28 protein-coding genes, 1 tRNA gene and 2 pseudogenes are annotated in these 25,599 nt (G+C 56.6%); 5 read left to right on the top strand and 26 right to left on the bottom strand.

The window, feature by feature from the left end:
• On the top strand, window positions 1-204 hold a 204-nt coding region (locus NTX71_08660; GenBank protein MCX6339976.1), incomplete at its 5' end, for a hypothetical protein.
• Window positions 205-342: 138 nt separating this feature from the next.
• On the opposite strand, the gene NTX71_08665 is transcribed toward NTX71_08660, so the two are convergent.
• The 4 genes from NTX71_08665 to NTX71_08680 all read right to left on the bottom strand — a co-directional run bounded on the left by NTX71_08665 (window position 343) and on the right by NTX71_08680 (window position 2,167).
• Window positions 343-909 (bottom strand): hypothetical protein, encoded by a 567-nt coding sequence (locus NTX71_08665; protein ID MCX6339977.1) that lies wholly within the window; start codon window positions 907-909, stop codon window positions 343-345.
• A 12-nt stretch (window positions 910-921) separates the two neighbouring features.
• The gene (locus NTX71_08670; protein ID MCX6339978.1) at window positions 922-1,260 is read right to left on the bottom strand and encodes a hypothetical protein; all 339 of its coding nucleotides are present in this window, start codon (window positions 1,258-1,260) and stop codon (window positions 922-924) included.
• 290 nt (window positions 1,261-1,550) lie between these two features.
• Window positions 1,551-1,880 carry a DUF86 domain-containing protein gene (locus tag NTX71_08675; GenBank protein ID MCX6339979.1) on the bottom strand — a complete coding sequence of 110 codons (330 nt, stop codon included), beginning with the start codon at window positions 1,878-1,880 and terminating at the stop codon, window positions 1,551-1,553.
• Window positions 1,877-2,167 (bottom strand): nucleotidyltransferase family protein, encoded by a 291-nt coding sequence (locus NTX71_08680; GenBank protein ID MCX6339980.1) that lies wholly within the window; start codon window positions 2,165-2,167, stop codon window positions 1,877-1,879. Before NTX71_08680 ends, NTX71_08675 begins: the two co-directional genes overlap by 4 nt.
• Before the next feature lie 293 nt (window positions 2,168-2,460).
• On the opposite strand from NTX71_08680, the gene NTX71_08685 reads away from it, so the two are divergent.
• The 4 genes from NTX71_08685 (at window position 2,461) to NTX71_08700 (ending at window position 3,988) form a co-directional block, all read left to right on the top strand.
• Window positions 2,461-2,595, top strand: coding sequence for a hypothetical protein (locus NTX71_08685; protein MCX6339981.1), 135 nt, complete (start codon window positions 2,461-2,463; stop codon window positions 2,593-2,595).
• Window positions 2,596-2,697: 102 nt separating this feature from the next.
• The gene (locus tag NTX71_08690; protein MCX6339982.1) at window positions 2,698-2,886 is read left to right on the top strand and encodes a DUF5678 domain-containing protein; all 189 of its coding nucleotides are present in this window, start codon (window positions 2,698-2,700) and stop codon (window positions 2,884-2,886) included.
• Window positions 2,887-3,318: 432 nt separating this feature from the next.
• Complete coding sequence (locus tag NTX71_08695; protein MCX6339983.1) at window positions 3,319-3,789, top strand: nucleotidyltransferase family protein; 471 nt, start codon at window positions 3,319-3,321, stop codon at window positions 3,787-3,789.
• A complete protein-coding gene (locus NTX71_08700; GenBank protein ID MCX6339984.1) occupies window positions 3,782-3,988 on the top strand; it encodes a hypothetical protein in 207 nt (68 codons plus the stop codon). The genes NTX71_08695 and NTX71_08700 overlap by 8 nt, the downstream gene beginning before the upstream one ends.
• A 433-nt stretch (window positions 3,989-4,421) precedes the next feature.
• Here NTX71_08700 and NTX71_08705 read toward each other — a convergent pair.
• The 22 genes and pseudogenes from NTX71_08705 to NTX71_08810 all read right to left on the bottom strand — a co-directional run bounded on the left by NTX71_08705 (window position 4,422) and on the right by NTX71_08810 (window position 25,574).
• A tRNA-Gly gene (locus tag NTX71_08705) sits at window positions 4,422-4,495 on the bottom strand.
• Between the two features lie 109 nt (window positions 4,496-4,604).
• The gene (locus tag NTX71_08710) at window positions 4,605-5,507 is read right to left on the bottom strand and encodes a PfkB family carbohydrate kinase (protein ID MCX6339985.1); all 903 of its coding nucleotides are present in this window, start codon (window positions 5,505-5,507) and stop codon (window positions 4,605-4,607) included.
• Window positions 5,508-5,587: 80 nt separating this feature from the next.
• Window positions 5,588-6,883 (bottom strand): annotated as a pseudogene (gene thiC, locus NTX71_08715) (phosphomethylpyrimidine synthase ThiC).
• A gap of 113 nt (window positions 6,884-6,996) precedes the next feature.
• Window positions 6,997-7,605, bottom strand: coding sequence for a thiamine phosphate synthase (gene thiE, locus NTX71_08720; GenBank protein ID MCX6339986.1), 609 nt, complete (start codon window positions 7,603-7,605; stop codon window positions 6,997-6,999).
• Between the two features lie 179 nt (window positions 7,606-7,784).
• A pseudogene (rfaE2, locus tag NTX71_08725) lies at window positions 7,785-8,228 on the bottom strand (D-glycero-beta-D-manno-heptose 1-phosphate adenylyltransferase).
• 256 nt (window positions 8,229-8,484) lie between these two features.
• Window positions 8,485-9,051: a D-sedoheptulose 7-phosphate isomerase gene (locus NTX71_08730; GenBank protein MCX6339987.1), complete on the bottom strand. Its 567-nt coding sequence runs from the start codon at window positions 9,049-9,051 to the stop codon at window positions 8,485-8,487.
• 1 nt (window position 9,052) lies between these two features.
• Window positions 9,053-10,078, bottom strand: a complete 1,026-nt coding sequence (locus NTX71_08735) for an ATP-dependent 6-phosphofructokinase (protein ID MCX6339988.1) — start codon at window positions 10,076-10,078, stop codon at window positions 9,053-9,055.
• 79 nt (window positions 10,079-10,157) lie between these two features.
• Window positions 10,158-10,721, bottom strand: coding sequence for an alkaline shock response membrane anchor protein AmaP (gene amaP / locus NTX71_08740; protein MCX6339989.1), 564 nt, complete (start codon window positions 10,719-10,721; stop codon window positions 10,158-10,160).
• 91 nt (window positions 10,722-10,812) lie between these two features.
• Window positions 10,813-12,174 (bottom strand): acetyl-CoA carboxylase biotin carboxylase subunit, encoded by a 1,362-nt coding sequence (gene accC / locus NTX71_08745; GenBank protein MCX6339990.1) that lies wholly within the window; start codon window positions 12,172-12,174, stop codon window positions 10,813-10,815.
• A gap of 51 nt (window positions 12,175-12,225) precedes the next feature.
• The gene (gene accB, locus NTX71_08750; GenBank protein MCX6339991.1) at window positions 12,226-12,672 is read right to left on the bottom strand and encodes an acetyl-CoA carboxylase biotin carboxyl carrier protein; all 447 of its coding nucleotides are present in this window, start codon (window positions 12,670-12,672) and stop codon (window positions 12,226-12,228) included.
• A complete protein-coding gene (locus NTX71_08755) occupies window positions 12,669-13,754 on the bottom strand; it encodes a Xaa-Pro peptidase family protein (GenBank protein ID MCX6339992.1) in 1,086 nt (361 codons plus the stop codon). Before NTX71_08755 ends, accB begins: the two co-directional genes overlap by 4 nt.
• A complete protein-coding gene (gene aroQ, locus NTX71_08760) occupies window positions 13,741-14,193 on the bottom strand; it encodes a type II 3-dehydroquinate dehydratase (GenBank protein MCX6339993.1) in 453 nt (150 codons plus the stop codon). The genes NTX71_08755 and aroQ overlap by 14 nt, the downstream gene beginning before the upstream one ends.
• 71 nt (window positions 14,194-14,264) lie before the next feature.
• Window positions 14,265-16,445 carry an O-antigen ligase family protein gene (locus NTX71_08765; protein MCX6339994.1) on the bottom strand — a complete coding sequence of 727 codons (2,181 nt, stop codon included), beginning with the start codon at window positions 16,443-16,445 and terminating at the stop codon, window positions 14,265-14,267.
• Window positions 16,442-17,605 (bottom strand): MraY family glycosyltransferase, encoded by a 1,164-nt coding sequence (locus tag NTX71_08770; protein ID MCX6339995.1) that lies wholly within the window; start codon window positions 17,603-17,605, stop codon window positions 16,442-16,444. Before NTX71_08770 ends, NTX71_08765 begins: the two co-directional genes overlap by 4 nt.
• 104 nt (window positions 17,606-17,709) lie before the next feature.
• The gene (locus NTX71_08775) at window positions 17,710-17,832 is read right to left on the bottom strand and encodes a hypothetical protein (protein ID MCX6339996.1); all 123 of its coding nucleotides are present in this window, start codon (window positions 17,830-17,832) and stop codon (window positions 17,710-17,712) included.
• A 7-nt stretch (window positions 17,833-17,839) separates the two neighbouring features.
• Entirely contained in the window at window positions 17,840-18,646 is an 807-nt protein-coding gene (locus tag NTX71_08780; protein MCX6339997.1) for a class I SAM-dependent methyltransferase, read from the bottom strand.
• The gene (murJ, locus tag NTX71_08785; GenBank protein MCX6339998.1) at window positions 18,639-20,213 is read right to left on the bottom strand and encodes a murein biosynthesis integral membrane protein MurJ; all 1,575 of its coding nucleotides are present in this window, start codon (window positions 20,211-20,213) and stop codon (window positions 18,639-18,641) included. The genes NTX71_08780 and murJ overlap by 8 nt, the downstream gene beginning before the upstream one ends.
• Complete coding sequence (locus NTX71_08790; GenBank protein ID MCX6339999.1) at window positions 20,204-21,382, bottom strand: glycosyltransferase family 4 protein; 1,179 nt, start codon at window positions 21,380-21,382, stop codon at window positions 20,204-20,206. Before NTX71_08790 ends, murJ begins: the two co-directional genes overlap by 10 nt.
• Window positions 21,379-23,268, bottom strand: coding sequence for an asparagine synthase (glutamine-hydrolyzing) (asnB, locus tag NTX71_08795; GenBank protein ID MCX6340000.1), 1,890 nt, complete (start codon window positions 23,266-23,268; stop codon window positions 21,379-21,381). Before asnB ends, NTX71_08790 begins: the two co-directional genes overlap by 4 nt.
• Before the next feature lie 47 nt (window positions 23,269-23,315).
• Window positions 23,316-24,062: a class I SAM-dependent methyltransferase gene (locus tag NTX71_08800; GenBank protein MCX6340001.1), complete on the bottom strand. Its 747-nt coding sequence runs from the start codon at window positions 24,060-24,062 to the stop codon at window positions 23,316-23,318.
• 102 nt (window positions 24,063-24,164) lie between these two features.
• Complete coding sequence (locus tag NTX71_08805; protein ID MCX6340002.1) at window positions 24,165-25,319, bottom strand: glycosyltransferase family 4 protein; 1,155 nt, start codon at window positions 25,317-25,319, stop codon at window positions 24,165-24,167.
• 81 nt (window positions 25,320-25,400) lie between these two features.
• Entirely contained in the window at window positions 25,401-25,574 is a 174-nt protein-coding gene (locus tag NTX71_08810) for a Trm112 family protein (GenBank protein ID MCX6340003.1), read from the bottom strand.
• Window positions 25,575-25,599 lie beyond the last annotated feature (25 nt).

Consider the following 25,599-nt stretch of genomic DNA (forward strand, 5'->3'; position numbering starts at 1 on the left):
TATGGCCCCTATTATCTTTGGACCAGAAAAGTTCGCGGAACAACCGTTACGCGTGCGCTGGACGCCCAGACGGCCAACGTCGTTCGTGATGCCATTCGTCGCTATCGCGAATTGGCGCGAAAGCTGGATCAGACGCGCGTCTTGTCTGAACGCATCATACTATTTTTCGGCTCAGGGGTTCCGAAACGAAAGAGCGGGTCATAAAACCGCTGACTGTTACGTGCGGATGGGATGATCGAGGCAGGAATAATCCTGCGCGCGGATAGACGGCTTGCCCTTTTCTTGCTATACATTGACACAGTGATGGTTATGGCGGGTTATCATGGGCTAAGTAAGCGCCATTCAGGTCTGGCCCTGAATATTAACGCATGATTCCTCGGACTGTGTTGCACAGCATTGATCATGGTTGTTGATCAAGGGTGATGTCGGCATCGTCACCTGTGATCTTAATCTGGGCGCTCTTTTTTCAGGTATGACTAGCTTTACACTCTTCTGCTTTAGTTGGATATCAACGTTAGGCTTATCGATCTTGCCACTGCTCTGACCGGTACCGATAGTGTGCAGTGTGATCACCCCGAGCAAGACAAGTGCGCACACGAAGGAAAGAATCTGTAGCACAGCAAGCCACTTCAGGATGCCCGTGTATACATCATAATTATGGTGCTGATTTACATGAGCGACTACGCTCCCGAGATACAGCAGGCCAAATCCTACACTAGCTATCAGAAACCCACTAGCCCAATACCAAGAGACATTTACTGTGCACTGCGACTGCAGTGCCATACCAACAACAAAAGCAACACCGGCCGAGCCTAACGTCAGAAACTGCTTGGCAATTTCAACGCTGTATGCACAGGAATCTCGATGATGTTGTCCATCTTTTATTGATTTTGGAGAAACGTCAGTCATCTATCACTTCCTCTAACCACAGAGAGGCCAAACCATGCAAAACTTGCTACTATGCGCCTGCTGCATATCTTCTATCTCAATGGCCTTGCTACCACGGGCTCTTGCATATCTGGCTGCCTCTTTAACTAGCAAATCTACAGAAGCAAATGCATCCGATTGAGTCCTTCGTTCAGAAGTCCTTTTAACCAATTCAGACTGTTTGCTCTTTTTGCGGTACCTCTCTAAGTAGACGGTCAAGAGAAACGGAACATCGCTCTCCATATCTAATCCTTCGTTTCTAGCATTTTCTTTCACCCTTTCCCACATAAGTTGCACGAACTCCTTGGTGCTCAGCCAATCATATTCAGGCATTGTACACCTCCTCTAGTTGTACTAACTCTGGTATATAGATTCTTCATGACAATTCTTATAATTTTAACATCTCATTGCTAATCTATCAATTAGCAATGAGATAAAAACCATCATGCCATATCATGGTGATTATAAGATCGCTTGTTCTGATCCACGAGGGATGATCCTCTTCTCAGATAGATAATGTCATCGGGGTCGCACCACGATATCTCTTTGCAGTGGAGAATGATACGGATATTTAGGGCTTGGAAAAAGGTATTAGGAGCGATTATGGGGCCTATTATCTGCCTTTAAGATTTGAAATAACGTTGGATCGTTCTCTTTAGTTTCGGAAGATCGCGCTGGATTGCCTCCCACGTCAAATCGATATCGATATCGAAGTAATCGTGTACCAGAATATTTCGCATGCCTATAATGTCCGACCAAGGAACCTCCGACATACGGTCACGCACATCCTGCGGAAGTGCGCGTGCGGCTTCACCGATAATCTGCAAGTGGCGAACACACCAGCTTTGAATGAGCTCGTCATTTTTGAATGCTTCTGGCCCACGCTTCGCATATCGCTCGATGAAGCTGATCGCATCGAGAATATCTTTTAGCCTTTCTTGCGGCTCTCTCATAAGGCAACAGCCTCACTGATAACACGATCCCGGATACGTTGCTTCAGGCCGCGCGGAGTGACAACGTCTACCTTACGGTGGAGCAATGTCTGTAGATCAAATGAAAGCCCGCCCATGTCAAACAGGCTCCTGCCAGGCTCCATTTCAACAAGGAAATCGATATCGCTCTTCTCATCCGCATCTCGTCGAGCGACCGAGCCGAAAACCTTGATCGTTCGCGCTCCATGCCGGGCGGCTATCCGAAGGATCTCCTCGCGCTTTTCTTTCAATATCTTTTCCGTTTTCATAAGTGAAATACCGCTGCTCATTTTATCATTAACTCACTCTATTATAATATTAGCTTAGTCTATCACATGGCACATATCCAGGCCACCACAACCAATGACCCAGAGTAATGCGTCAGTTATGGGGTGCTTCTACCCCCCACCCCGACCCTCCCCCTCAAAGGGGGAGGGGAATAGTGAAAAAAAGATTCGGGGTCTTCTACTATGCATTGAGAATCGCGGTCCTGCTTAACGGAGGATATTTGTACCAAGATTTCATCATGGATATTGTTGAGTTATGAAGGACTATCGGCCACATGCGTGACTTGTTAAACGAGTTTGACCAGATTGTCAGGATGCTCCACGAGAACCGGATCCGCTATGCCGTCGTGGGCGGGCTGGCGGTTGCGGTGTACGGGGGCATCCGGGAAAAATCAGGCCTCATCTATTGACAAGTCTTGACCTTGACACTGTACCATTCGCCTGCGTCATACGCCATATTGATTGCCGGATGATACTATGATATATTGGCATCGATAATGGGAGATGTGGTTATGACCCAAATATTGATAAGAGAAACAAATCTTGGCGGGAAATATGTTGCGCTTAAAGAGTATGGAGATCACAAAGTTATCGGCTCCGGCGCAACCCCTCAAGAAGCACATGCCCAAGCCGCCGGGAAGGGCTGCAAAAATCCCGTTATCACTTTTGTGCCTACAAAAGACATGGTGCAGATTTATTAATGGCTATACTCAAATTCCCCTTCCTGAGACTGCACAAATACGATCTGCCGAGACCGTGGCTGCCGATTGTTATAGAGAATCCTCACACCGATCCTCCCAAAATAATCAGAACATACGGCTTGATAGATACCGTCGAATAACGAGGCGCACTGGGGTCAGGCCTCTACGGGCTGTTGCCCAAAGGGCAGAAACTAAAAACTCGTCATTTCGAGGAGTCCCGTTTAGCAGGACGCCGCGGCAATCTCACTCTAAATGGCATAAAAAGCGAGATTGCTTCTCCCACCCTCCGGGCGGGATCGCAATGACATGCTGATCGGGATTTGGGCAACAGCCCGTCTACTATACACTGAGAATCGCGGTCATGTTTAACGGAGGATTTTATACCAAGATTTCATCATGAACCTGATTAAGACATGAGGAACTATCGGCCACATGCGTGACTTGTTAAACGAGTTTGACCAGATTGTCAGGATGCTCCACGAGAACCGGATCCGCTATGCCGTCGTGGGCGGGCTGGCGGTTGCGGTGTACGGGGGCATCCGGGCGACGAGGGATATGGACTTTCTGGTTCACCCGGATGACATGGCGGGACTGGCCAATGGGCTGGAGCAATTGGGGTATCATAAGGGGGAATTATGGAAACTCAAGGATTCCCCCCTGATACTCCACCGGTGGTGGAAAACCCGGGGAAGGGGGGAGGACCTATCAATAATAGATATCCTGGAATCCGGTTCTCGAAAATACACGGGCATGATCAGTCGTGCGTGTGTTGAGAAATGGCGGGCAGGCCTCACCGTGCGTGTCGCGCAACGGAAAGACCTTATCATGATGAAAACCGACCGCAAGTCACATGTGGATCAGGCGGACATCGAATTCCTCAAGGAGTCCGGAAGCGATGAGTAAAAGCAGGGCCTGGCGTGCCATAGAGAAGGTGGCCGGACTGAACGAGCTGGTCTACGCGCTGAACCGGTTCGGCGAAAATTCCGGTCTGAACAAGGGTGAGTACCGGTCTGTGAATGGGATTGGGATTGTGGGCAAGGTTATGGAGGGGAAGGGAGCATGGAAAAAGAGACTTTCCGCCCGCAGCCTTAAAAAGAAGTAGAAACATTGTAGACGCTTTACGTATCATGTTGTGAATGAGTAAATTACGGCTTAAATATTCTCAGGCCAGGGAATTAGAAAGATCGGGTTTATTCAGGGATGGGGATAATTAAGTCATAACAAACTTGCCGGCAAGGTATTATCTAAAACGTCTGTGCGCCGTAATGGGTTCTTAAAGAAGAGTGGAGCGGGTGAAGGGAATCCTAGAGATTCAGCGACTTAAAGGAGCGAAGCGACATTAAGTCGCATGAAGCTCTTGGGGCCTGAGGCGTAGGCCGAAGGCTCTTGAACCCTCATAGCGCAGCCTTAAGGGTGCGCTACACCTGGATTCAGCAACTTGTGGAACAAAGTGAACGCACATTGCATGAAGTCCTTGGATCCCGAGGCGAAGCCGCCGAGGGAGAGAGATACATAAGTTATCCAGGAGAAAAGAGTGGAGCGGGTGAAGGGAATCGAACCCTCGTGGCCAGCTTGGGAAGCTGGAGCTCTTCCATTGAGCTACACCCGCTTGAACTACAGTGACTCGTCGCGCGTCACTCGTATCTCGGAACAAGAAAGAGGAAAAACCATTTACTGAACGAATAATACCACATCCACACGATCGCCCGCAATCGCGCTCACTCGAAATGCGAGAGGGGCATGAACTCGCGGTAGCGCTCGCCTATCGCTTTCTCCGTGAGCGTCTTCATCCTGTCGAGGCTGAAATCCTCGACGTTGAACGAGGCCATCACGCTCCCGTAGATCACCGCCTGGCGCATGGTATTCCATTCAGTGTTCCCCGCCCGCGACAGGTGCCCCATGAATCCGCCGGCGAATGTATCGCCTGCCCCCGTGGGATCAATGATGTTTTCCATCGGGTACGCGGGCGCCGCGAAGATGTGGCCGTCGCCGAACAGCAGCGCGCCATGCTCGCCCTTCTTGATGACCACCCACTCCGGACCCCACTCCCTGATCATCCTTCCCGCACGCACGAGGTTCGGCTGGCGCGTGAGCTGCCTCGCCTCCGCCTCATTGAGCACGGCCACATCCACCATGCCCAGGAGCTTGAGGAGGGTATCCCGCTTCCCGTCGATCCAGAAATTCATGGTATCGCACGCCACGAGCCTAGGCCGCTCGATCTGCCCGAGCACTTCCATCTGGAGATCGGGATCGATGTTGGCGAGAAAAACGCACTCGCTCTTCTTGTATTCCTCGGGGATCTCGGGCTTGAAATTTTGGAACACGTTGAGGCATGTCGAGTGGGTTATCGCGGTGTTCATGTCATATCCGTAGGCTCCCACCCAGTGGAATGTCTCGCCGTCCAGCACCCGTAACCCCCGCGTATCTATCCCGCGGGATTTGAGGAGCTCGATGTGCTCACGGGGGAAATCCTTGCCCACCACCGCGACCATATTGACCCGGTCAAAAAAGCTCGCCGAGAAAGAGAAGAACGTCGCTGAACCGCCGAGCGTGCGCTCCCGCTTGCCGAACGGGGTTTCCACCGTATCGAGGGCCACGGAACCGACCACGAGAATGCTCACTCAACCTCCTCAGTTTGGGATTTGGGACCCGCCTGAGGCGGGTAAATTTGGGACTTGCCCGCCGAATGGCGGGTTTGGGATTTTTTAAAATATTCCTCGACCAGCTTTATCGAGCAGTAGTCACCGCACATGGTGCAGACATCCGAGCTGCGCGAAGGGCTCGCTGCACGTATCGATTCGGCCCTGCGCGTGTCCAGGGCGAGCGCAATCATCCCCTCCCAGTCCCTCTGCTTGCGTTTTTTTGCCATGGCCAGGTCCCAGCCGGCCGCCCCGCGGATGCCCTTGGCGATGTCCGCCGCGTGCGCCGCGATTCTCGTCGTGATGACTCCCTCCCTCACATCCGCGGGCCCCGGCAGGCCAAGGTGCTCCGTGGAGGTTACGTAGCAGAGGTAATCCGCGCCGGCACTCGCCGCGATCGCTCCGCCGATGGCCGAGGTGATGTGATCATACCCGGGGGCCACATCGGTCACCAGCGGCCCGAGGACGTAGAACGGCGCGCCATGACAGACCTCTTTCTCGAGCTTGACATTTTCCTCGATCTTCCCGATCGGCACGTGCCCCGGTCCCTCAATCATCACCTGCACGCCCTCCCTCAGCGCGTACGTTTGGAGCTCCCCCAGCGTGATCAATTCCTGAAACTGCGCCCGGTCGTTGGCGTCCGCGAGGCAGCCGGGCCTCATCCCGTCGCCGAGGCTCAGCGTCATGTCATGCTGCGCGGCGAGCTCGACCAGGCGGCTGAAATCGCTGTAGAGCGGGTTCTCTTTCCCATTGGCGATCATCCATGTCACAAGAAACGCTCCCCCGCGGCTCACCACGTCCAGGATGCGCCCCTCTCGCTTGAGCCGCTCGAGGGCCGAAAGGGTCACGCCGCAGTGGACAGTGATGAAATCCACTCCATCCACCCCATGCTCCTCGATGGCGGCGAACATCTCGTCAGCGGTCATGCTCCCGATGCCGCCCCCGGCCCTGGCGCGACGTACCGCCGCCTGATATATGGGGACCGTCCCGAGCGGAACGGTGCACGCGGCGAGCAGTTTCCTCCGTATCCCGGGCAGGTCGCCCCCCGTGGAGAGATCCATCACCGTATCGGCGAGCGCGTCGAGGGCCGCGTCGAGCTTCTCGCGTTCACGCGCCTCGTCCGCAACATCCATCGAGGTGCCGATGTTCGCGTTGACCTTCGTCCTCAACCCCTTCCCGATTCCGCACTGTCGGGCGATCCGATGGCGTCGGTTGTGGGGTATTACCACCGTGCCCCCGGCGACGGATTCCATGAGGGCCTCTGGAGGCACACCCTCGATCTCGGCCACCGCCCGCACCTCCTCGGTCAGATTGCCGCGCTTCGCCTCGACAACCTGCAGGATTTTTTTGTTCTTCATATATCAATTTTCACCACGGACCTGCCTGCCGGCGGGCAGGGACACGGAGTGCACGGAGAAGTAGAATTTAAGATGTTTTTATCTCCGCGTCATTCGTATCTCCGTGGTGCATATTATTTCTCTCTAAATGCTCTTATTTCTTCCAGGAGGGCGCGGGCGACCGCAGCGGGATCAGGGGCGGATAGTATTGCCGAAGCCACCGCGATTCCCGTCGCGCCCGCACCCAGGACGTCGCTTACCCGTGGGCGCGTGATGCCCCCGACGGCGATCACCGGGAGCTTTACCCTCCGGGTTATCTCGGCGAGCCTCGCCACTCCGACAACGCGCGCATCCGGCTTCGTGCGCGTTTGATATATCGCGCCGACACCAAGATAATCGGCCCCCTCGGCCTCAGCCCTCTCTGCCTCTTCCACCAGCCGCGTGCTGCAACCGATGATCTTATCTTTCCCGAGGGTGCGCCGCGCCGCGACGACGGCCATATCGCCCTGGCCGAGGTGAACCCCATCGGCGCCGAGACGTGATGCGATATCCGCGCGATCATTCACAATGAGCCGAGCGCCAGCCTCTCGGCAGAGGGGGAGCATGCTGCTGACCGCGCGAGCGATTTCACCGTCTCCCGAGCACTTGTCCCTGTACTGGAACCACCTCACACCGGCATTGATGAGGGAATAGACTAGATCCTCTAGTCCCTTTTTAATGTATATTCCCCTATCGATAATCACACATAGATTAAAGGAAGGCACTACTATCATATCTCGATTTTTTACGCGACACCGTTGAAGCTTTTTCACTCGCCTGTAGGGGCTTGATTTATCAAGCCCGTCACCCATATATAATGCGGGTTCGATAAATCGAACCCCTACAATGAGAGACATATAATTCTGAAACAATAATCCCTAATCTATTTCTTGGTTTTGATCACAATACCTATATCTTTAATTTCCTCTATGATACCTGTGGTGGACCGCCCTTTCACGAGAGGGATAATCGCCACGCGCCCTCCTGACGCTTCAACTATTTCTTTCCCCACGACTTCCTCCGCCCGATAGTCCCCCCCCTTTACAAGAATATCCGGCCTGAGTTCCGCGATGAGCTCTGCGGGGGTATCCTCGCCGAAAACCGTCACGTAGTCAACCATCTCAAGCGCCGCGAGCACCTCCGCCCGCTCACGCTCCCCGACAAGGGGGCGGCCTGCGCCCTTCAGCCGCCGCACCGACCTGTCGCTGTTCATGCCGATCACCAGGATGTCACCCAGCGCTCTCGCCTCACTGAGATAGCGCACGTGCCCCACGTGGAGAATGTCAAAACAGCCGTTGGTGAACACAACGCGCCTCCCCGCACGCTGGAGTTTCCGCACGATGGCGCGGAGCTTCGTCCTACTCGCTATTTTATCCTTCATGGGTTTATTACTCGGACACATGAACGCGCCTAGATAGCTGGAACACGATGATGCGGGTAACAGCGTGGCCACTCGTAGATTACAATCCCCGATGTCCCCCCTGTATCGTAGCGCACCCTTAAGGGTGCGCTACAGACTTAAACGATGTGAGAGCCCGCGCCTATCGATTCATGATCCGGGGCACCACCGGACATTTCTGCTTTTAGAAGAGCGCCTTCTCGATCAGGGAGCAGAGTATATGACCGATCGCCCCATGCACCTCCTGGATGCGGGGAGAGACGTCTGAGGGGACCATGACACAGAGATCGGCGGCCCGCGCGAGCCTTCCGCCGCCCTTGCCGCTCAAGGCGATCACCTTCATTTTCAATCGCCTGGCCTGCTCGACAGCCTTGAGGATGTTGGGAGAGTTGCCGCTCGTGGATATCGCGAGCAAGACGTCCCCCTCCCTGCCGTGGGCCAGCACCTGGCGCGCGAATATTTCCTCGTACCCGTAGTCGTTCCCGATGGCGGTGAGCACCGAGGTGTCAGTGGTCAGGGCGATGCAGCTCAGGGGCTCCCGCTCCTTGAGGAACCGCCCCACCAGCTCACCCGCCAGATGCTGTGCGTCAGCGGCGCTGCCTCCATTCCCGCAGATGAGCAGCGTGCCGTTCTGACGGTACGATTCGATTACGAGTTCGGCCATCCGGCAGATGGTATCAGCCGATTCCCGCGCCACCCTCGACGCGAGAGAAGCCGACTCCTCGAGCTGTGCCGCTATGTCCTTTTTCATCTCAGATGAAGAACATGCGCGCTTCGTCATAGAGCTCCCTTGGCACCGTCCTCAGCTTTGCAACCGCGTCAGCGAGGGGGACGGACACCACCTCGTTACCCCTCAGGCTCACCATCCTGCCGAACGCGCCCTGCATGATCAACCCGACGGCGTGAACCCCGAAGCGGAGGCCGATGAATCGGTCGAGGGCGGTCGGGCTGCCTCCGCGCTGGAGGTGCCCCAGGACCACGCAGCGGGTCTCGTACCCCGTGCGCTTCTCTATCTCCCATGCCAACCGCTCACCGATGCCGCCGAGCCTGACATGGCCAAAGGCGTCCCGTTCCTCGGTCTGCAGCGCCACGCTACCCCCGAGCTCAGCCCCCTCCGCGACGGCCACAATGCTGAAATCGGCGTAGTGCTCGTGCCGCTCCCTGAGCACGCGGCAGAGATCATCCAGATCGGCCTTGACCTCGGGGATGAGGATGTAGCTGGCGGCGCCCGCCAGGCCTGCCCAGATGGTGATCCACCCCGCGTGCCGCCCCATAATCTCAACAACCATCACGCGCTCGTGTGATTCCGCGGTTGTCTTCAAGCGGTCGCACGCCTCCATGGCGGTGTTGACGGCGGTGTCAAAACCGAATGTCCTGTCCGTCCCCGACAGGTCGTTGTCGATTGTCTTGGGCACGCCCACCGCGGGAAGGCCTGCCTCAGACAACCTCTTGGCGGCCCCGAGCGTGTCATCGCCGCCAACCGCCACGAGGGCGTGAAGCCCCATCTTCTTGAAGTTGTCCATTACCAGGCGAATCTGATCATCGCTCTCGCATGGATTGGTGCGTGATGTACGGAGGATTGTCCCGCCCTGGCACACAATGCCGAGGATGTCCTTCATCGAAAGCTCAACCCGGTCACACTCCAGCATGCCTCGCCAGCCGTGCCGTATCCCCAGAACCCTGTACCCCTCAACCGTGGCTCTGCGCACCACCCCCGCGATCACCGCATTCAATCCGGGGCAGTCGCCGCCCCCCGTCAGAATCCCTATTGTCTTCATGCCAACTCCCCCTACTGGATAATGACAGATGACAAAGCGCAAAGAACAAATATTATTTGATCCGTTGTTCTGTCGCTCGTCAGAGCTGCTCATCCGCTGATTCGGCTGCCTCTTCGCCGCTGCCCACGATCTTCCCTATGCTCACGCCCACATAGCTCACATTGATGCCCAGGGAGTCCTGAACCTTCGTCTTGACGGCATTCTGCATCTCCTCGCTCAGCCTGGGGATGTTCGTTCCCGCCCACACATCGAGGCGGATGTCGATGCCGATCCCCTCCGGCCCAGCGTGGATCCTCGGCACCAGACTCTTTATCCCATGGAACTCGCTCCCGCTGCGCTTGATAAAGTCCTCAACCGCATCCATCGAAATGGCCACCTCGCCTCCGGGGTTGTCAAAAGCGATGCACTGCTCCCGCCTGAGCTCCCTCATCTTCAGCATAATCATACCGGCACCGATCGCAAGGAGCGCCAGGCCCAATCGCCAGTTCCAGGGGCTAGAGCTGAAAAGCCGCACCGTGGCCACGAGATCAAAGGGCATCGCGACGATACCCTTCTCAGCGAGGAACGCCCAGATAAAAATGACGCCGAGGAAGAGTGAACCCGCGATAAATATCACCACAATGACCGGCCGTATCAGTTTCATTTCGCCTTCTCCCGTTGTATAGTATCACACACCAGAACGCCCGCGTGCCTGCCGCCGCGGTGCGCACGGAGTGCCCACGCGGCGAGACCACCTACGCCCTCTTCTTCTTCTGCACCTCAACAAGTTCGTCGACAAAATCCGTGTAATATTTGCCTCTGCGGAACCGTGGGTCGCTCAGGATGAGCCGGTGCAGGGGGATCGTTGTCTTCACTCCTTCAATGATATACTCGTCGAGCGCCCGCCGCATCCGGTTGATCGCGCTCTCCCTGCTGTGCCCGACGCAGATGACCTTGCCCACCATCGAATCGTAGTATGAGGGGATCTCATAGCCGGCATACACATGGGAATCCACGCGAACCCCCGGTCCCCCGGGGGCACTGTAGGCTGTTACCCTCCCGGCACAGGGAGCAAAGTCTCTCTCCCAATCCTCAGCGTTGACGCGGCACTCAATCGCGTGGCCGAAAAGAACCACGCCACTCTGCTGGAGCTTGAGCGCCTCGCCCTGGGCGATTCGCACCTGCTCCTTCACAATGTCAACCTGCGTGACAATCTCCGTCACGGGGTGCTCCACCTGAATGCGCGTATTCATCTCAAGAAAATAGAAATAGTCATCCCTGTCGAGCAGGAATTCAACCGTCCCCGCGCTCACGTACCCGATCGCCTCCGCCACGCGCACCGCCGCGCGCCCCATCTTCGCGCGCAGCCTGGGGGAGAGCCTGGGCGATGGCGATTCCTCGATGAGCTTCTGGTACCGCCGCTGAATGCTGCAATCCCTCTCATTGAGGTGAATCACGTTCCCGTGCGTATCCGCGAGAATCTGCACCTCTACATGCCGGGTACGATCGAGCCGCTTCTCGATGTAGACGGCGGGATTCCCGAAGCCGGCCTCCGATTCCGCCTGGGCAGTGAGGAACGCATTGGCGAGGCTCACGTCGTTATGAGCCATCCGCATCCCCCGGCCGCCGCCGCCGGCGACCGCCTTGATCATTACCGGATAGCCGATCCGCCTGGCCACGGCGAGCGCATTGTCGCGATCGCTCACCACACCCTCGCTGCCCGGCAGTATGGAGATGCCCGCTTTTTTCACCGTCTTGAGGGCTTCCACCTTATCGCCCATCAGCCGCATATTCTCAGGCCTCGGCCCGATGAACCTGATGCCGCAGCTCTCGCATATTTCGGCGAAATGCGCGTTCTCCGCCAGGAAGCCGTAACCCGGATGGATGGCTTCGACATCCGCGATCTCCGCGGCGCTGATGATCGCGGCGATATTCAGATAACTCTTCGCGCTCTGCGCCGGGCCGATGCATATCGCCTCATCGGCCTGCCGGACATGCATGGAATTCACATCCGCTTCTGAGTACACCGCCACCGTGCGGATCCCGAGTTCCTTGCACGCCCGGATGATCCGAAGGGCAATCTCGCCACGGTTTGCGATCAAAATCTTTTCGAACATACCCTCACCTCAGCGCGGCGCTCGCAGATTACTTCGAGCGCGCAATCGCGCTCATCCCACGCTGATCCTGAAGAGCTTTTTCCCAAACTCGACCGCCTCTCCGTTTTCCACGAACGCCTCGAGGATTTTACCCTTCCTCTCTGACTTGATCTCGTTCATGACCTTCATCGCCTCGATGATACAGACAACCGTCTCTCCGTCAACTTCCTGGCCGACCTCCACAAAGGGGCGGGAGTCAAGGGAGGGCGCAGAATAAAAAGTCCCGACCATCGGTGAGACGATGAACGCGCCCTCCGGTTCCTTGGTCCCCACGGTCGGAGGGGGGGGAGACGACACCCCCGGTGCGATCGGCAATGCAACCTGCGTGATCGCCGGGCCCTTTTCGAACTGCGGCCCCTTCCTGATAGAGAGCTTGAAACCCTCCCGCTCGATCACAAACTCGGTAATCTCATTCTCGTTCATGAGCGTGACAATATCCTTGATCTCTTTTATGTTCATAGCACACTTTCCTCTATCCCTTTCGCCGAGGACGTCAACACCCTGCAACCGCCTGCTTCAACCAGCACCATATCCTCGATCCTCACGCCTCCCCACCCGGGCATGTAGATTCCCGGCTCCACGGTGCACACCATGCCCGCCTCCAGCGTTTCCAGGCTCTTGCGGTTGAGCCGGGGGGCCTCATGCACCTCGAGGCCAAGGCCGTGCCCGAGACCATGCCCGAAATGGCGCTCGAATCCCCTCGAAGCGATGTGCTCGCGGGCGCAGGCGTCAACGGACGAGGCTGCTGCCCCTGGTCTAATTTCTTTCAGCGCAAGTTGTTGCGCTTCCAGCACTATCCCGTAGATCTCACGGTACCGTTTCGTTAATTTACCCAATTGAAATGTGCGAGTCAAGTCGGAATTATACCCGCCCACCTCGAGGCCGAAATCGATCAGGAGCGGCTTCCCCCGGCTCAGCCTGTACCTGCTGCATCTGTAATGCGGCATGGCGGCTCTCGAACCGGACGCGACAATAGGACGGAATGCCAGCGCGTCAGCGCCAGCTGTTCGGGCGTTGTATTCCAGGCGCGTCTCCACCTCTCGCTCCGTCATGCCTGCCCTGATCTCCCCGAGACAGCAGGAGAGAACATTGTCTGTCATGCGCGCCAGCCGGAGGATCAGTGCGATCTCCTCTTTGTCCTTGAGCATCCTCAGGCGCTCCACCATCGCCCCTGCGGGATAGAGCCGGCAGGCCCCTGAGAGCGCGCGTTTCATCTCACGGTAACTCCCGTAGGAGAGCGAGGCCGGTTCAAATCCAAGCTGCGTGAGATTAAGACTGCGCACCCGCGCGGCGAGCTGTGGGAACAGTTCACCGGCGCCCACCGTCGCCACGTCAAATCCCCGAATCTCTCCGCGGGCCTGAAGCTGGTAGCGGAAATCCGTAAAGAAGAGGCAGCCCGCTGAGGAGACGAGGCAGCTCGCCGAGCTCCCGGTAAAACCGGTGAGGTAGCGGATATTCGGGATGCTCGTGACGAAGAGGCTCTCCAGGCCGTGCGATTCCAGAAGCGCGACGAGGCTTTTGAGACGCCTATTGTGTGCCATGCGCACGATCTCTCAGGAGGGCCGCGGCGGCTCTAAATCCGAGGTAGTAGCTCAGCGCCCCGAATCCGGACACCTGCCCGACCGCCACAGGCGCGATGAGCGAGGTGTGGCGGAATTCCTCCCGCGCGTAGATGTTCGAGAGGTGCACCTCAACCGTGGGGATTTTTACGGAGAGAATGGCGTCCCTGATCGCGACGCTCGTGTGGGTGTAGGCCGCGGGGTTGATGAGAATCGCATCGCACGCGCCCATCGCCCTGCCGATTCTGTCCACGATTTCACCCTCGTGGTTAGACTGGAAGATTTCAACGCCAATCCCCTCCTCGGCGGCGATCTTCTCCAGCGTCGCATCGATCTCCTCAAGGCGCGCATCTCCGTACACGTCCTTTTCCCTCACGCCGAGGAGCTGGAGATTGGGCCCATGGATAACCAGAATTTTCATATCGTTCTCCCGCGTTTCGCTTCGGTAATGTCAAAAGATATTGTAAAGCAACCACAGATTTCTCTGATTATTTATGCCTTTTCTGAGTAAATCAGTGGTGATTCATCTGTGGTAACATCCGTATAATTAAGCCGCTGTATAGAAATTCTTTCCTTTCTCCATTTATGCTCGATCTCAGCCACCCGCTCCCTGACCATCGCGTCCAGCCTCTCGTACTCGGCGGGGCTGTGGCGGCGGATTCTCTTCGGTTTCTCACGCGCGACATGGATCAATCCCAACCCGCGGCGGTATTCACCCAGGGACTCCGCCGGTCTCCCTGTCGTTTCGAGCCAGTAGGCCAGCAGGAGGTGATAGTCAACATCGTGCGGACTGCACGCGATGGCCTTCCGGAGCTCATCCATCGCTGCGGCGGCTTTTCCCTTGTCAGAGCCGCCGCCCGCATGGCGCCAGTAGCAGGCCGCGAGACGGAAATGGTAGGCGGGGATGCCCTCCCCGCGCACCGCAGCCTGCCGATATGCGGCCAGGGCGCCCCCGACATTCCCTGCCCTTTCCAGTATTTCCGCGAGGGAGTTCCAGTAGACCGGGTTATCACCCTCGAGTGAAAGCGCCTTGAGAACCTCTTCGCCGGCCCGGTCCCGCATCCCCCGTGTTTCCAGTTCTTGAGACCTCAGGCGGTGCCACTCAGCCCCGGCACGCGGCCCGATCCAAAAAATCGCGGCCCCGAGGACGAGAAACCCCAGGAGCACACCGGACAACGCGGGCAGCCGGCGCGCGCGCGAGTGCGCCGTGGAAGCGCCGATTCCGAGCCCCGCGAGGGCCCAGAGCGTGAGACTCGTTTCCGGCACGCTCAGGTTCACGTCTATCGCGCCGTGCACCAGGAAGGCGCAGATGGAGATTGTCACTGCAAACGGGATAGCCTTTTCTGCCCGCGCCTGGTCGCATGAACAATTACTCTGGGATTTGGGATGCGCTTGTCCCGAGCGAAGCCGAGGGAAGATTTGGGATTTAATAAGTGCCCGGATGCAGGAAACCCAGAGGCATATGAACGCGGCGAGGCCGATGGCGCCCATTTCTGAGGCGAGCCCCAGGTAGATATTATGGGGTAACCTCCCCTCCTCGGACCCCGGCGCCCTGAAACGCGCGTACGCGCCCGCAAAGCCTCCCGGCCCAAGTCCGCGCACCGGATTCTCCCGCCACATCCCCAGTGCGGCCCGCCAATAGTCAACGCGCGCCCCGGCGCTGTCTTTCATACCGGCTGGAACCATGTCCGCGAGCACCGCGACCACCACCAGGGCGAGCACCACGAGTCCTATGGCAGACGCGATCTTGTACCTCCCCCGCAACAGGAGCGGGGTGAAAAGGACGGAAAATAGTAACGCGAGCCATGCCCCTTCGGACGCGGTGAGCGAGAGCGCCCAGAGGGGAAGGATCACCAGCGGGAGGGCGCACAGGTTCAGCAAGAGCCGGCTCCCTTTTCTCTCGGCGATGGCGAGCCCCGACAGGACGGTGCTCGCGGCGGCAAAGAGGCACACCAGGAGGAGCGGCCTGGCGCTGAGATCGCTGAAGAATCCCCAGGCGACCGATGCGGCCAGGAGCGCGCCCAGGTACGTGCCGTAGCACGCGGCCAGTGAATCCGCCCGCGGCCAGAAAAATATCGAGGCGACGAACGGGATCGCGATGATGAGGTACCCCGCAAGTGCGTTCGGATAGAAAAAGGTTGAAAAAATGGCGTTCGAAGAAACTCTGCTCACGAATGCCGAACTTTGGTCGCCGGCCATCATTGCCCCGCTCAGGAGCGCGCGGGTCTCGCTCAAACCATAGAAGTATTGATGCAGACCGTACAGCGACACAAGGATAACGCCGGAAGCCACGCCGATAGAGAGGGCAATCCTTGCGGGGCGCGAGGAGCCGAGGTTCTCCGCGAGGAGGTACGCGGCGGTACAGGCGGCGGTCTGAAAAAAGAAATCCCTCGCGAGCCACTGCCGGCCCGAGCACATGGAGAGCAGGAGTACCACAAGGAAATAGAGCAGGACAAAGGCGCCGGTACGGGTCACACGCCATGGTATTCCGCCCCTGAGGGCAGAGCTATACAGGGAGAAGGCGAGGAGCATGGCGAGGATGAGGAGGATGGCCACGTTGCTCTCGGGGTAGGTCACTCCAGACCAGAGGACCCTCAGGACAAGGACTGCGCCAAGCGCGATGCCCAGTGCGATCGGCGCGGCTGATCCACTTTTTCCCGCTTCGCTGCTCACCTCTTACCCCTGCCGAAGTATTCCAGTATCGCGATTACTGAAACGATGAGAATCGTCTGGGCGAACACAATCATTCCCCCTCCCCACCCCACCCGGGGGAGAAGCAGGGCCGATAACCCCGTGGCGAGCGTCACGAGATAAATGAAACAGACCGCCCCCCGCTGCGACATTCCCAGCGTGACGAGCCGATGCGAGAAGTGGCGCCTGTCCGCTGTGAATATGCTCTCGCCGCGCGAGATCCTGATCGCGACCACCGAGAGGGTATCGTACAGCGGCACCGCGAGGATCACCAGCGGCATGAGCACGGCGAGCGGCCCGCCCTCCGCGGGACTGTAATAGGTCTGTATGACGGTCATGACCGCGATGAAGTAGCCGATGAACATGCTCCCGGCATCACCCATGAAGATTGTCGCCGGGTGAAAGTTATAGCGGAGGAACCCAAGGAGGCTCCCCGCGAAAACCAGGAGCATGACGGAGATGAAATACTGGCCCCTGGATGTCGAGATCCCCAGGAATACCGCAGACGCGACGAGCGCCACGCCCGCGCAGAGGCCGTCCATGTTGTCGAGGAGATTGAACGCGTTGGTGATCACCACGATCCATGCGATGGTGACTGCCGCGCTCAAATAGTAGTTCGGCATAAATAAGGTGACCCGTATGTCGAGGCAGACGAGGCTGATCGCCACGAGGAGCTGCCCGAGGAGCTTGACGCGCGGCTTTAGATCAGTCACGTCGTCCCAGATCCCGATACAGAAGATCGTGAAGCCGCCAATCAGGATAACCGCGAGTTTGGGAAAGACCGAACGTGCGCCGCTCAGGTACGCCGCGAGCGACGAGGGGATGAGCGAGGCGCGCGCAGCGCAGCGGGAGACCAGAAATACGAGCGCCGAGTTAACGAGGAGCGCAATGGCCACCGAGGTGAAAATGGCGGCACCGCCGAACAAAGGTATCGGGCGCTGGTGTGGCTTTCTCCCGCCGGGCAGATCCAGCATGCCCGCGCGTCCGGCGATCCTCCTGGCGATCGGCGTCAGGACGAGGCTGAGCGCCAGCGCGAGGACGAACACGTAGCAATAGACAACGATCCACATGGCGTGGATAAGTGTAAGCTCCGGGATAAAACTTGTAAACAAGGATTCGCACACGTGGATTCGCACACGCATTTCGTCGCTCGATAGAGGTGGTACACCCAATCCTACAAAGAGTCTACAGACGTCACCTTGAGGGAGGGAGTTGTATCACTGTTTGAGTCAAGGGGATACCCCCATCAGGATAATTGTATCTGAAAATAGCGTCTGTGGAATCCCCCTGTACGGAAGAGAATGCTCGGGAGCATCACGACGGCGACGAGCAGTAACAGCAGCAAAATGATGGCGATTCCTTTGCCCATCTCCCTACTATCCTTTCGCATTCTGCTTGAGGAAGAGGTACTCCGTGTTCGCCTCGCCCGTGCTGATATTGATCAGCTCCAGATTAAGTTTGTTGCGGCAGAATCGCAGCACGTCTTCGATCTTCGCATCCTCGTAAGGCCATCCCCCAAGCCAGTCTCTCAGATCCGTGAGATACGACATCCCCCGCATACTCTCGTAGTTTCTTATCCATCGCAGCGGATTCTTCCTGTGGAGGAGCTGCGGGAGGAAGGTGTGGCGCACGATGTAGCGCAACTCCATCAGCCTCTTCTGGAAAGCTTGAGCACTGTTGTATCGCTTTTTCACCTTCACCCAGTAATCGGACTTTGAGCTTCTCGTGTAGAGCGCCACATAGAACACTCCATGTTCCCTCATCAAACCCGCGGCATATTCAATGGCTTTCCACATCTGGCCGGTATGGTGCAGCACTCCCCACGCGTACACGATATCCGCAGGTTCAAGTGACGCAACAAATGCCTCATCGAGGATAGATCCACGTAACACGGTCCAGTGGGGCGGGCTCCCGCTCATCTGCCTGACCCTCTCGGTCGTCCTCACTGAATCGGGATCGCTGTCAAAACTCACAACTCTCTCCGCGCCTGCCTCGAGGGCCGCACGCGAGGAGAGCCCGCTTCCACATCCCACGTCTAAAAAGTATTTCCCCGCGAGATCCGGCAACTCTAGAAACTTGAGGATGTGCTCCCGTGAAATACGAATCCGCTCATCGCTCAGCGCGCGCCGTATGAACAGGTCCCAGTTTTTGCCGAATCTGAACGCGCGTCCGCTGTCATCCATGATTCACACCCCCTACCCTCTCCTTCACCACTTTAGTCACATAATTCAACTCTTCAACTTTCATGAGGAAACCGAGCACGCCGAAAATAAGGCAGCCTGAGACCACCGTGATGAGCACGCACACCGCGCCGCTCATCTCAGTCGGCTGTACCATCATCCGCCGGCACAGTCCGTATATCACGTGCATCCCCAACCCCATCACCACGGCGACCGCGACTACCTTAACAATACCGATCGCCACAGACCTTCCACTCATGGCGCCGATTTTCTTCCTCAGCGCCACGAAGAAGGCGGCCGTCATGATCATCTGCACGCATGAGGTGGACAGCGCGATCCCCGCAGCGGGTGGCCGAACCAGCCGTATAAACAGCACATTGAGCAGCACGTTCAAGAGCACTCCCGCCGATGCCACCTTCACGAGTATCGCCATTTCCTGAAACGCGAGAAATACCCTGATGATGATGATGCCCACGGTGTAAAAAAAGAGCTGCAATGAATAGCAGATGAGGAGTGCCGAGGTCAATTCCGTTGCGTCGCGCCCAAAGGCACCCCGTTGGAACACAAGCTGAATAATCGGTTTTGCCAGGACGATCAGCATCGCGGTCAGCGGTATGAAAATCAATCCTGATATCCGTATGCTCTTCGACAGCGAATCTTTCAGCTCCTCGATTCTTTTTTCCGCTACCTGACTCGAAAAAAATGGGTAGACCGCGGTGGCGAGGGAACCGGTGAAGATAATAATCGGGACCTGAATCAATTTCTCCGCATAGCCCAGCGCCGCGATGCTCCCGGGGGCGAGATATGAGGCCATCACACGGTCAACGAGAAGATTTACCTGCGCGGCGATAATCGCCCAGAAATACACGCACGAGAGGGAAAGCATTTCCTTCACCGCCGGATGACCCGCAGTGAGAGAGAGGGAGTGATGGAAGCCCTTCGCCCTCAGCATCGGGACGAGGAAAAGAAACTGGGCCACGAGGCCGGCGAGCAAACCATAGGGGAGCACGAGGACGCCCCATCGATTTACAAAAAGGACAATGCACAGGATCGCGCTCGCCGTAATCATCATATTTGAAAATGCGGGGGCAGTGAAATGCTCCTGCGCGTTGAGGATACCGGTCATGATGCCTATCATCCCGCTCAACACAACCGTAATACACAAGATCCGCAACATGTGCACGGCCATCGCGGCCGTATCCCTTGAGAGGCCGTGAAATCCGTATTGTATTATCCACGGTGCGCATAGTGCGAGGAAGAGTGCGGCGAATACCAGAAATATCACGAGGTAATTGATCGTGATCGAGGCAAGGAGGTTCGCTTCCATACGGTCTTTGAGCCTGTACCTGATAAAGAGAGGTATGAACACTGCACCGAAGGTGGTGAGGAGCACGTTATTGATCAGGGCGGGGAACGCAACCGCTGCGTAGAACGCGTCCATCGCCTTCGTGATGCCAAAGTAGTTTGCCACCATAATCTCTTTGACCAAGGAAAGGATATAGCCGAGACTGCTGGCGGTGATCAAAATGATCGAGGCCTTCGCGATTTTACGGTTTGTGCTCATGTCCATTGTTCGCGCCCCGACAGTTCGGTATAGAGGCGGGTAATATCGTTGAGGAGCCTCTGCTTCGCGTAGCGACCGCGCACGAACTTTTTCCCCGCCTCCCCCATGATCTCCGCGCGCGCCCGGTCTCCCAGGAGATCGAGCATCAGCGCCGCGATTTCCCGCGGATCGCGCGTTCGCGCGAGTAATCCGCTCACCCCATGCCGGACGACATCGCCCACCCCGCCGACATCAGTCGCGACGACCGCCCTGCCCGCGGCCGAGGCCTCGATGAGAGAAACGGGCGTCCCCTCGTTGAGAGAGGTGAGCGCAACCAGATCTGAATCCGCGTAGACCCGCTCAAGGTCGCTGTGCCACCCAAGGAAGAATATCCTATCCCCGAACCCTCGCCCGCGGGCAGTCTCCTCGAGTTCCCCCCTGAGCGGCCCGTCTCCCACCACCAGGAAAACGGCGTCCGGGCGCTCGTCGAGCACGCGGCGGGCCGCGCTGAGGAACAGATCGTGGTCCTTGATGGGGACCAGCCGCCCCACCGTGGATACGATTGGCGAGGTAGGGGGGATGGCAAGTTCCCGTCTCAGTTCGCCCCTCAGCGTCTGTGAGTGATCGAATCTCTCCAGATCAAAGCCGAGGGGGATAACCGCGTACTGCGATGCCCGGCCTATCCTGTACCGCCCCACGAGCTCTTCGCGCTGTGATTCGCTCAGGACGACAATCCTGTCAGTGTGTCGGGCGAGCCATCGCTCGAGGCGCAGATACAGGCGCGTGCGCGCGGGTGAGAAATAGCCGCTGAACACATGGCCGTGAAACGTGTGCACTGTTTTTACCCCCGGACAGAAAAGCCCCGCGATCCTCCCGATCGTTCCCGCCTTCGCCAGATGCGTGTGTATGATATCCGGCCTCTCCCTCCTCACAATGCCGATAATTTTAACGAGGCTCCTGATGTCGTCACACGGGTTGAGCTCGCGCTGGAGGGCGGGAATGACCACGGGCGTGACGCCCCGTTCCTCCGCGCGCGCGCGCATATCTCCCTCGCGCGGGCCCGGCCTGCCGCACACGAGCGTCGTCGTGAATTTATCCGCCGGCAGATCGGCGCTGAGCGCGATGGCGTGGATGGACGGCCCTCCGATATTCAGGCGCGTGATGAGCCTGAGTATCTTGAGGGGGCGGGAACTCACGGCAGCCCCCCGCGGTCAATAAACGCCCTGTGCCAGAGCTCCAGGACCAGCAGCGCCCAGAGTCGGGGCGCATGGTCCGTGATCCCTTTTTGATGTGCGTCGACAAGTTCCCTGACGCGCGCCGGATCAAAATATCCCCTCGAGAGAGAAGACGGGTCGAGGATGATCTCGCGGAGGTACTCCCTGAGCTCTCCCCTGAACCAGCCGCCGATCGGCACGCCGAACCCCATCTTCCCCCGGTGGAGGATACGCGGGGGCAGGAGATCAGAGAATGTCTCCTTGAGGATATACTTGCTCTTCCTCCCCCGGAGCTTCCATGCCGAGGGGAGGGACGCCGCGAACTCCACGACCCGGTGGTCAAGGAAGGGGGAGCGCGCCTCCAGTGACGTCGCCATCGTCGCGATATCCACTTTCACGAGAAGGTCGTCGGGCAGGTAGCTGTGGAGATCGACAAAGAGCAGCCTGGCAATCTCATCCTCGGAACGGCATGACCTGAACAGGCGCACAAGAAACCCCCCGGCATCATACCCATGGCTCAGCGCCCGCATCCCCGGCAGGTAGAGCTGCTCTTTCTCCTCGTCATCGAAAAAAACCATGTAGGTCAGGTAGCGGTCGGGCCCATCACAGATGAGCGAGGGCATAAAGCGCCTCACCTTGCCCAGGAATGAGCCGCGCCGTGAGGAGCGGAGGACACGCTTCCAGAACTGCGCCTGGCGCTTCAGGAAAGGGATTCTGTCAAGCCGGCCGGCGAGCGTGTAGGCGAGATATCGAGGATAGCCGGCGAAGAGCTCGTCGCCGGCGTCGCCGTTCAGCGCCACGGTCACGTGCCGCCGGCTCATCTCCGCGACGTAGTATGTGGGGAGGGCGGAAGAATCGGCGAACGGCTCGCCGTAATGCCATACAAGCTTGGGGAGGAGGTCAACGGCGCTCGGCTTGACGATAAATTCGTGGTGGTCCGTCGAATACCTCCGCGCGAGCGCCCTCGCGTAGGGGAGCTCGTTGTAGCTCTGGTCCTCAAAACCGATGGAGAAGGTTTTGACCGGTCGATCCAAAAGCCCGCTCATGAGGGACACCACGATGCTCGAATCGATCCCGCCGCTCAGAAATGCCCCCAGGGGGACGTCGCTGATCAACCTCAGACGCGTCGCCTCGGTCAGGAGATCGCGCAGCCGCTCCCGGGTCTCATCGTAGTCCATTGTCACGGTCCCGGGAGGATTGACCTCCCAGTAGCGCGTGATCGAGAGGCGCCCGTCTTTTAACAGCAGGTAATGGGCGGGGGATAACTTCTTCATCCCCTCAAATATTGACAGCGGCGAGGGGACATACTGATAGGTGAGGTAGAGATCCAGCGCGCGGAGATCAACGGCGCGCTCGAAACCGGGGAAGCGGAGGAGCGGGGCCGGGGTAGAGGCGAAAATGAAATCGCCGTTCGTGACGCTGTAGAAAAAGGGCTTCACCCCGAGGCGGTCCCGCGCGCAGAAAAGCTGCCGCTCCCGCTCGTCCCACAGCGCGAACGAGAACATCCCCCTCAGATGGCTCAGGCAGTCCGTCCCGTACTCCTCGTAGAGGTGCAGGATGACCTCGGTGTCGCATCGCGTGACAAACGTGTGTCCCCGCGCTTTCAGATCCCTGGTCAATTCCTGGAAGTTGTATATCTCGCCGTTGTAGACGAGCCAGAGCGAGCGGTCCTCGTTCGTCATCGGCTGGACGCCGGCCTCGACGTCGATAATGCTGAGGCGGCGGTGGCCGAGCCCCACGGGGCCGTTCAGATAGTACCCCTCACCGTCGGGTCCCCGGTGGGCCATCAGCCGGGTCATCGCTTCAAGTGCCTCTCTGTCAACAGGTCTTGAACGATCGGCGTATACAACTCCGCAGATACCACACATAAAAAACTCCGCTCAGGCAACACCGCCCATCATCGCCTTACAGCAGGCTAATTTCCCAAAAAACATATCCCCAGATTCCTAAAAATACGATACTGCAAGTGGTGTCTTCTGCAAAAGTATTTGAATGCGTTCTTCTTTAATGGAGGACAAAGAACATCATGAGATGACAGCATTCCATTAGGTTTGAGATAACCAAGTGCTGTCTCATATTCCCAGAGCATGTGATTAAATGTGTGGAGGCTATCATGATGAAAATGATCTATCTGGCTCAAACTCTCTAACAGATTAGGCAGCTCTACCTTGATGTCTCCAAGTAATAACCTCCACCTATCCATAACAATTTTTCTTACAAGAAAGTTCTGCGATGGCTTTCCTTCCTCACCGGGCAGGTCTATACTATACAACATGCCAAAGCCGTTTTCCCTCAACGCTTCGAGGATATGAGAACTGGAGGCGCCATACAGCACCCCTGTTTCAACAACTACTGATGGCTTCGCTGCCCTCACCAGTAGATACAGGGTATCGCAATCAAAATCAGAGCTCGTGCCAACGCCCCCTACGAGTTCTATGAGTCTAGATTTCTGAATGCCATACCATGACTTAAATTCCGAACTTAAATAATCTTTAAAAATAGAACCTATATCAATGTCATATTTTGCAGACAGAAAATCCAGCAGCATGCACCGTGCCCTATTGAGATCAATTAAAACCTTCCTTTTATTAATCAAAAAGTCGTTGAACTTTCTCATTATCAAGGATGGCTCATTGATTGCCCTTAGAATCTTATTCAACATGTTCATCTCAGCCGATGTATCTTAACATGCATATTTTGTCTCACCAGTAACCAAGGTTTTAAAAGATAGTTACATCACCGATTGCGCCGAGGCTCCCCCCACTCATCTTCTGGATAAGAGCGCATTGTATAAATTTATATATCTCGGAATAACATACTCGCTGGAATAGCACTTTCCGATCTTTTCCCTTGCTCGCCTTCCCAAAAGCCTTGCGCCCTGTTCATCATTCAATATTCCCAGGATAGCCTGCGCCAACTCCTCACTACTGCTTGGTCGCACCAGAATGCCATCAACGCCATCCTCAATCAGATCAGTATTGCCGCCTATCACTGTAGCAACACACGGGAGGCCGCAAGCCATAGCCTCCATAAGTGAGTTGGATAAACCTTCAGAGAGCGAGTGAAGGATGAAGATATCGCTGGCTTGAAAATAGGAGGAAATGGTGCTCGTCTTAGGTAAGAACAATACCTTCCCTTGTAAGTTTAAGTCGCATATCTGATTTTCTAAATCCGCTTTCAGCTTCCCCTCACCAATCAGCACAAGGATGGAATGCGGGTAGTGAAAAGATACTTCAGCCCATGCTTCGATCAAACACGAAGGAGTCTTCTGGGGAACTAACCTCCCTATAAACAATGCTATTTTGTTATCTGCGGGGAGGCAAAGGTCGCTCCGTAATCGCATCTTTACGCCATCTTGAACAGGATGAAACTTCTTCAGATCTACAAAGTTGGGTATATGGAATATTTTTCCAGGGCTCAAGCCAAGCATCCCTAACTCATATTCTATTTGCCTGCTAATAGCAATGAAGGCGTCCACTCGATTGCAGATCGCACTGAGAAGTCTGGTCCCTATTATCTTCCTTATCCTTGCTAATTCACCGAACTGTCCTCCACATGCGATTTTAACTACAACCTTTTTATTGAATAACCAGGAAATAACCAATGCAGACAAAGTGTGGTGATACAGAATATGAGTATGAATAACATCGTAATCATCCCTTTTTCTGTAGAGAAATACAAAGGTACTTAACAAATAGCTTATGCCGCATATAAATCTCCATCTCAAGGGCATGATATCTCTGTAAACAAGCAGGCCATCTAAATCCTCTACCCTTTGCAAACCCCTTATCCTCTCAGTAAGGACGAATACTTTCAGGCCGCCTTTTATCAATTCCCGGGCCAGGTTCTCCGTCTGTTTCTCTGCCCCGCCGATAACGGGATGGAACAGGGAGCAAATCATGCAAATCCTAGGACTCATATCAAATCTCGGATCATGTTCGATGGTCTGGGCTGCAGCCCGGACTTCTGCTCAGGATTAATCGGCATTCTGCGGGAAAAATCATTTGCTCTTTGCTTCCGGCACCTCGGCCTCGTCAATGAGCATTATCGGAATGCCGTCTCTTATGGGGTACCTGCGACCGCATTGTGTGCAGACGATCTTCTCGTCTTCGAGTTTGACATCCGCCTTGCAGGCAGGACATGCGAGAATATCTAATAATTCTTTGTCAATCATCCTTTGTCCTCCTCTCTCATGCAAT

This window comes from Candidatus Auribacterota bacterium (assembly GCA_026392035.1).
Classification (GTDB): Bacteria; Auribacterota; Tritonobacteria; order UBA1439; family UBA1439; genus JAPLCX01.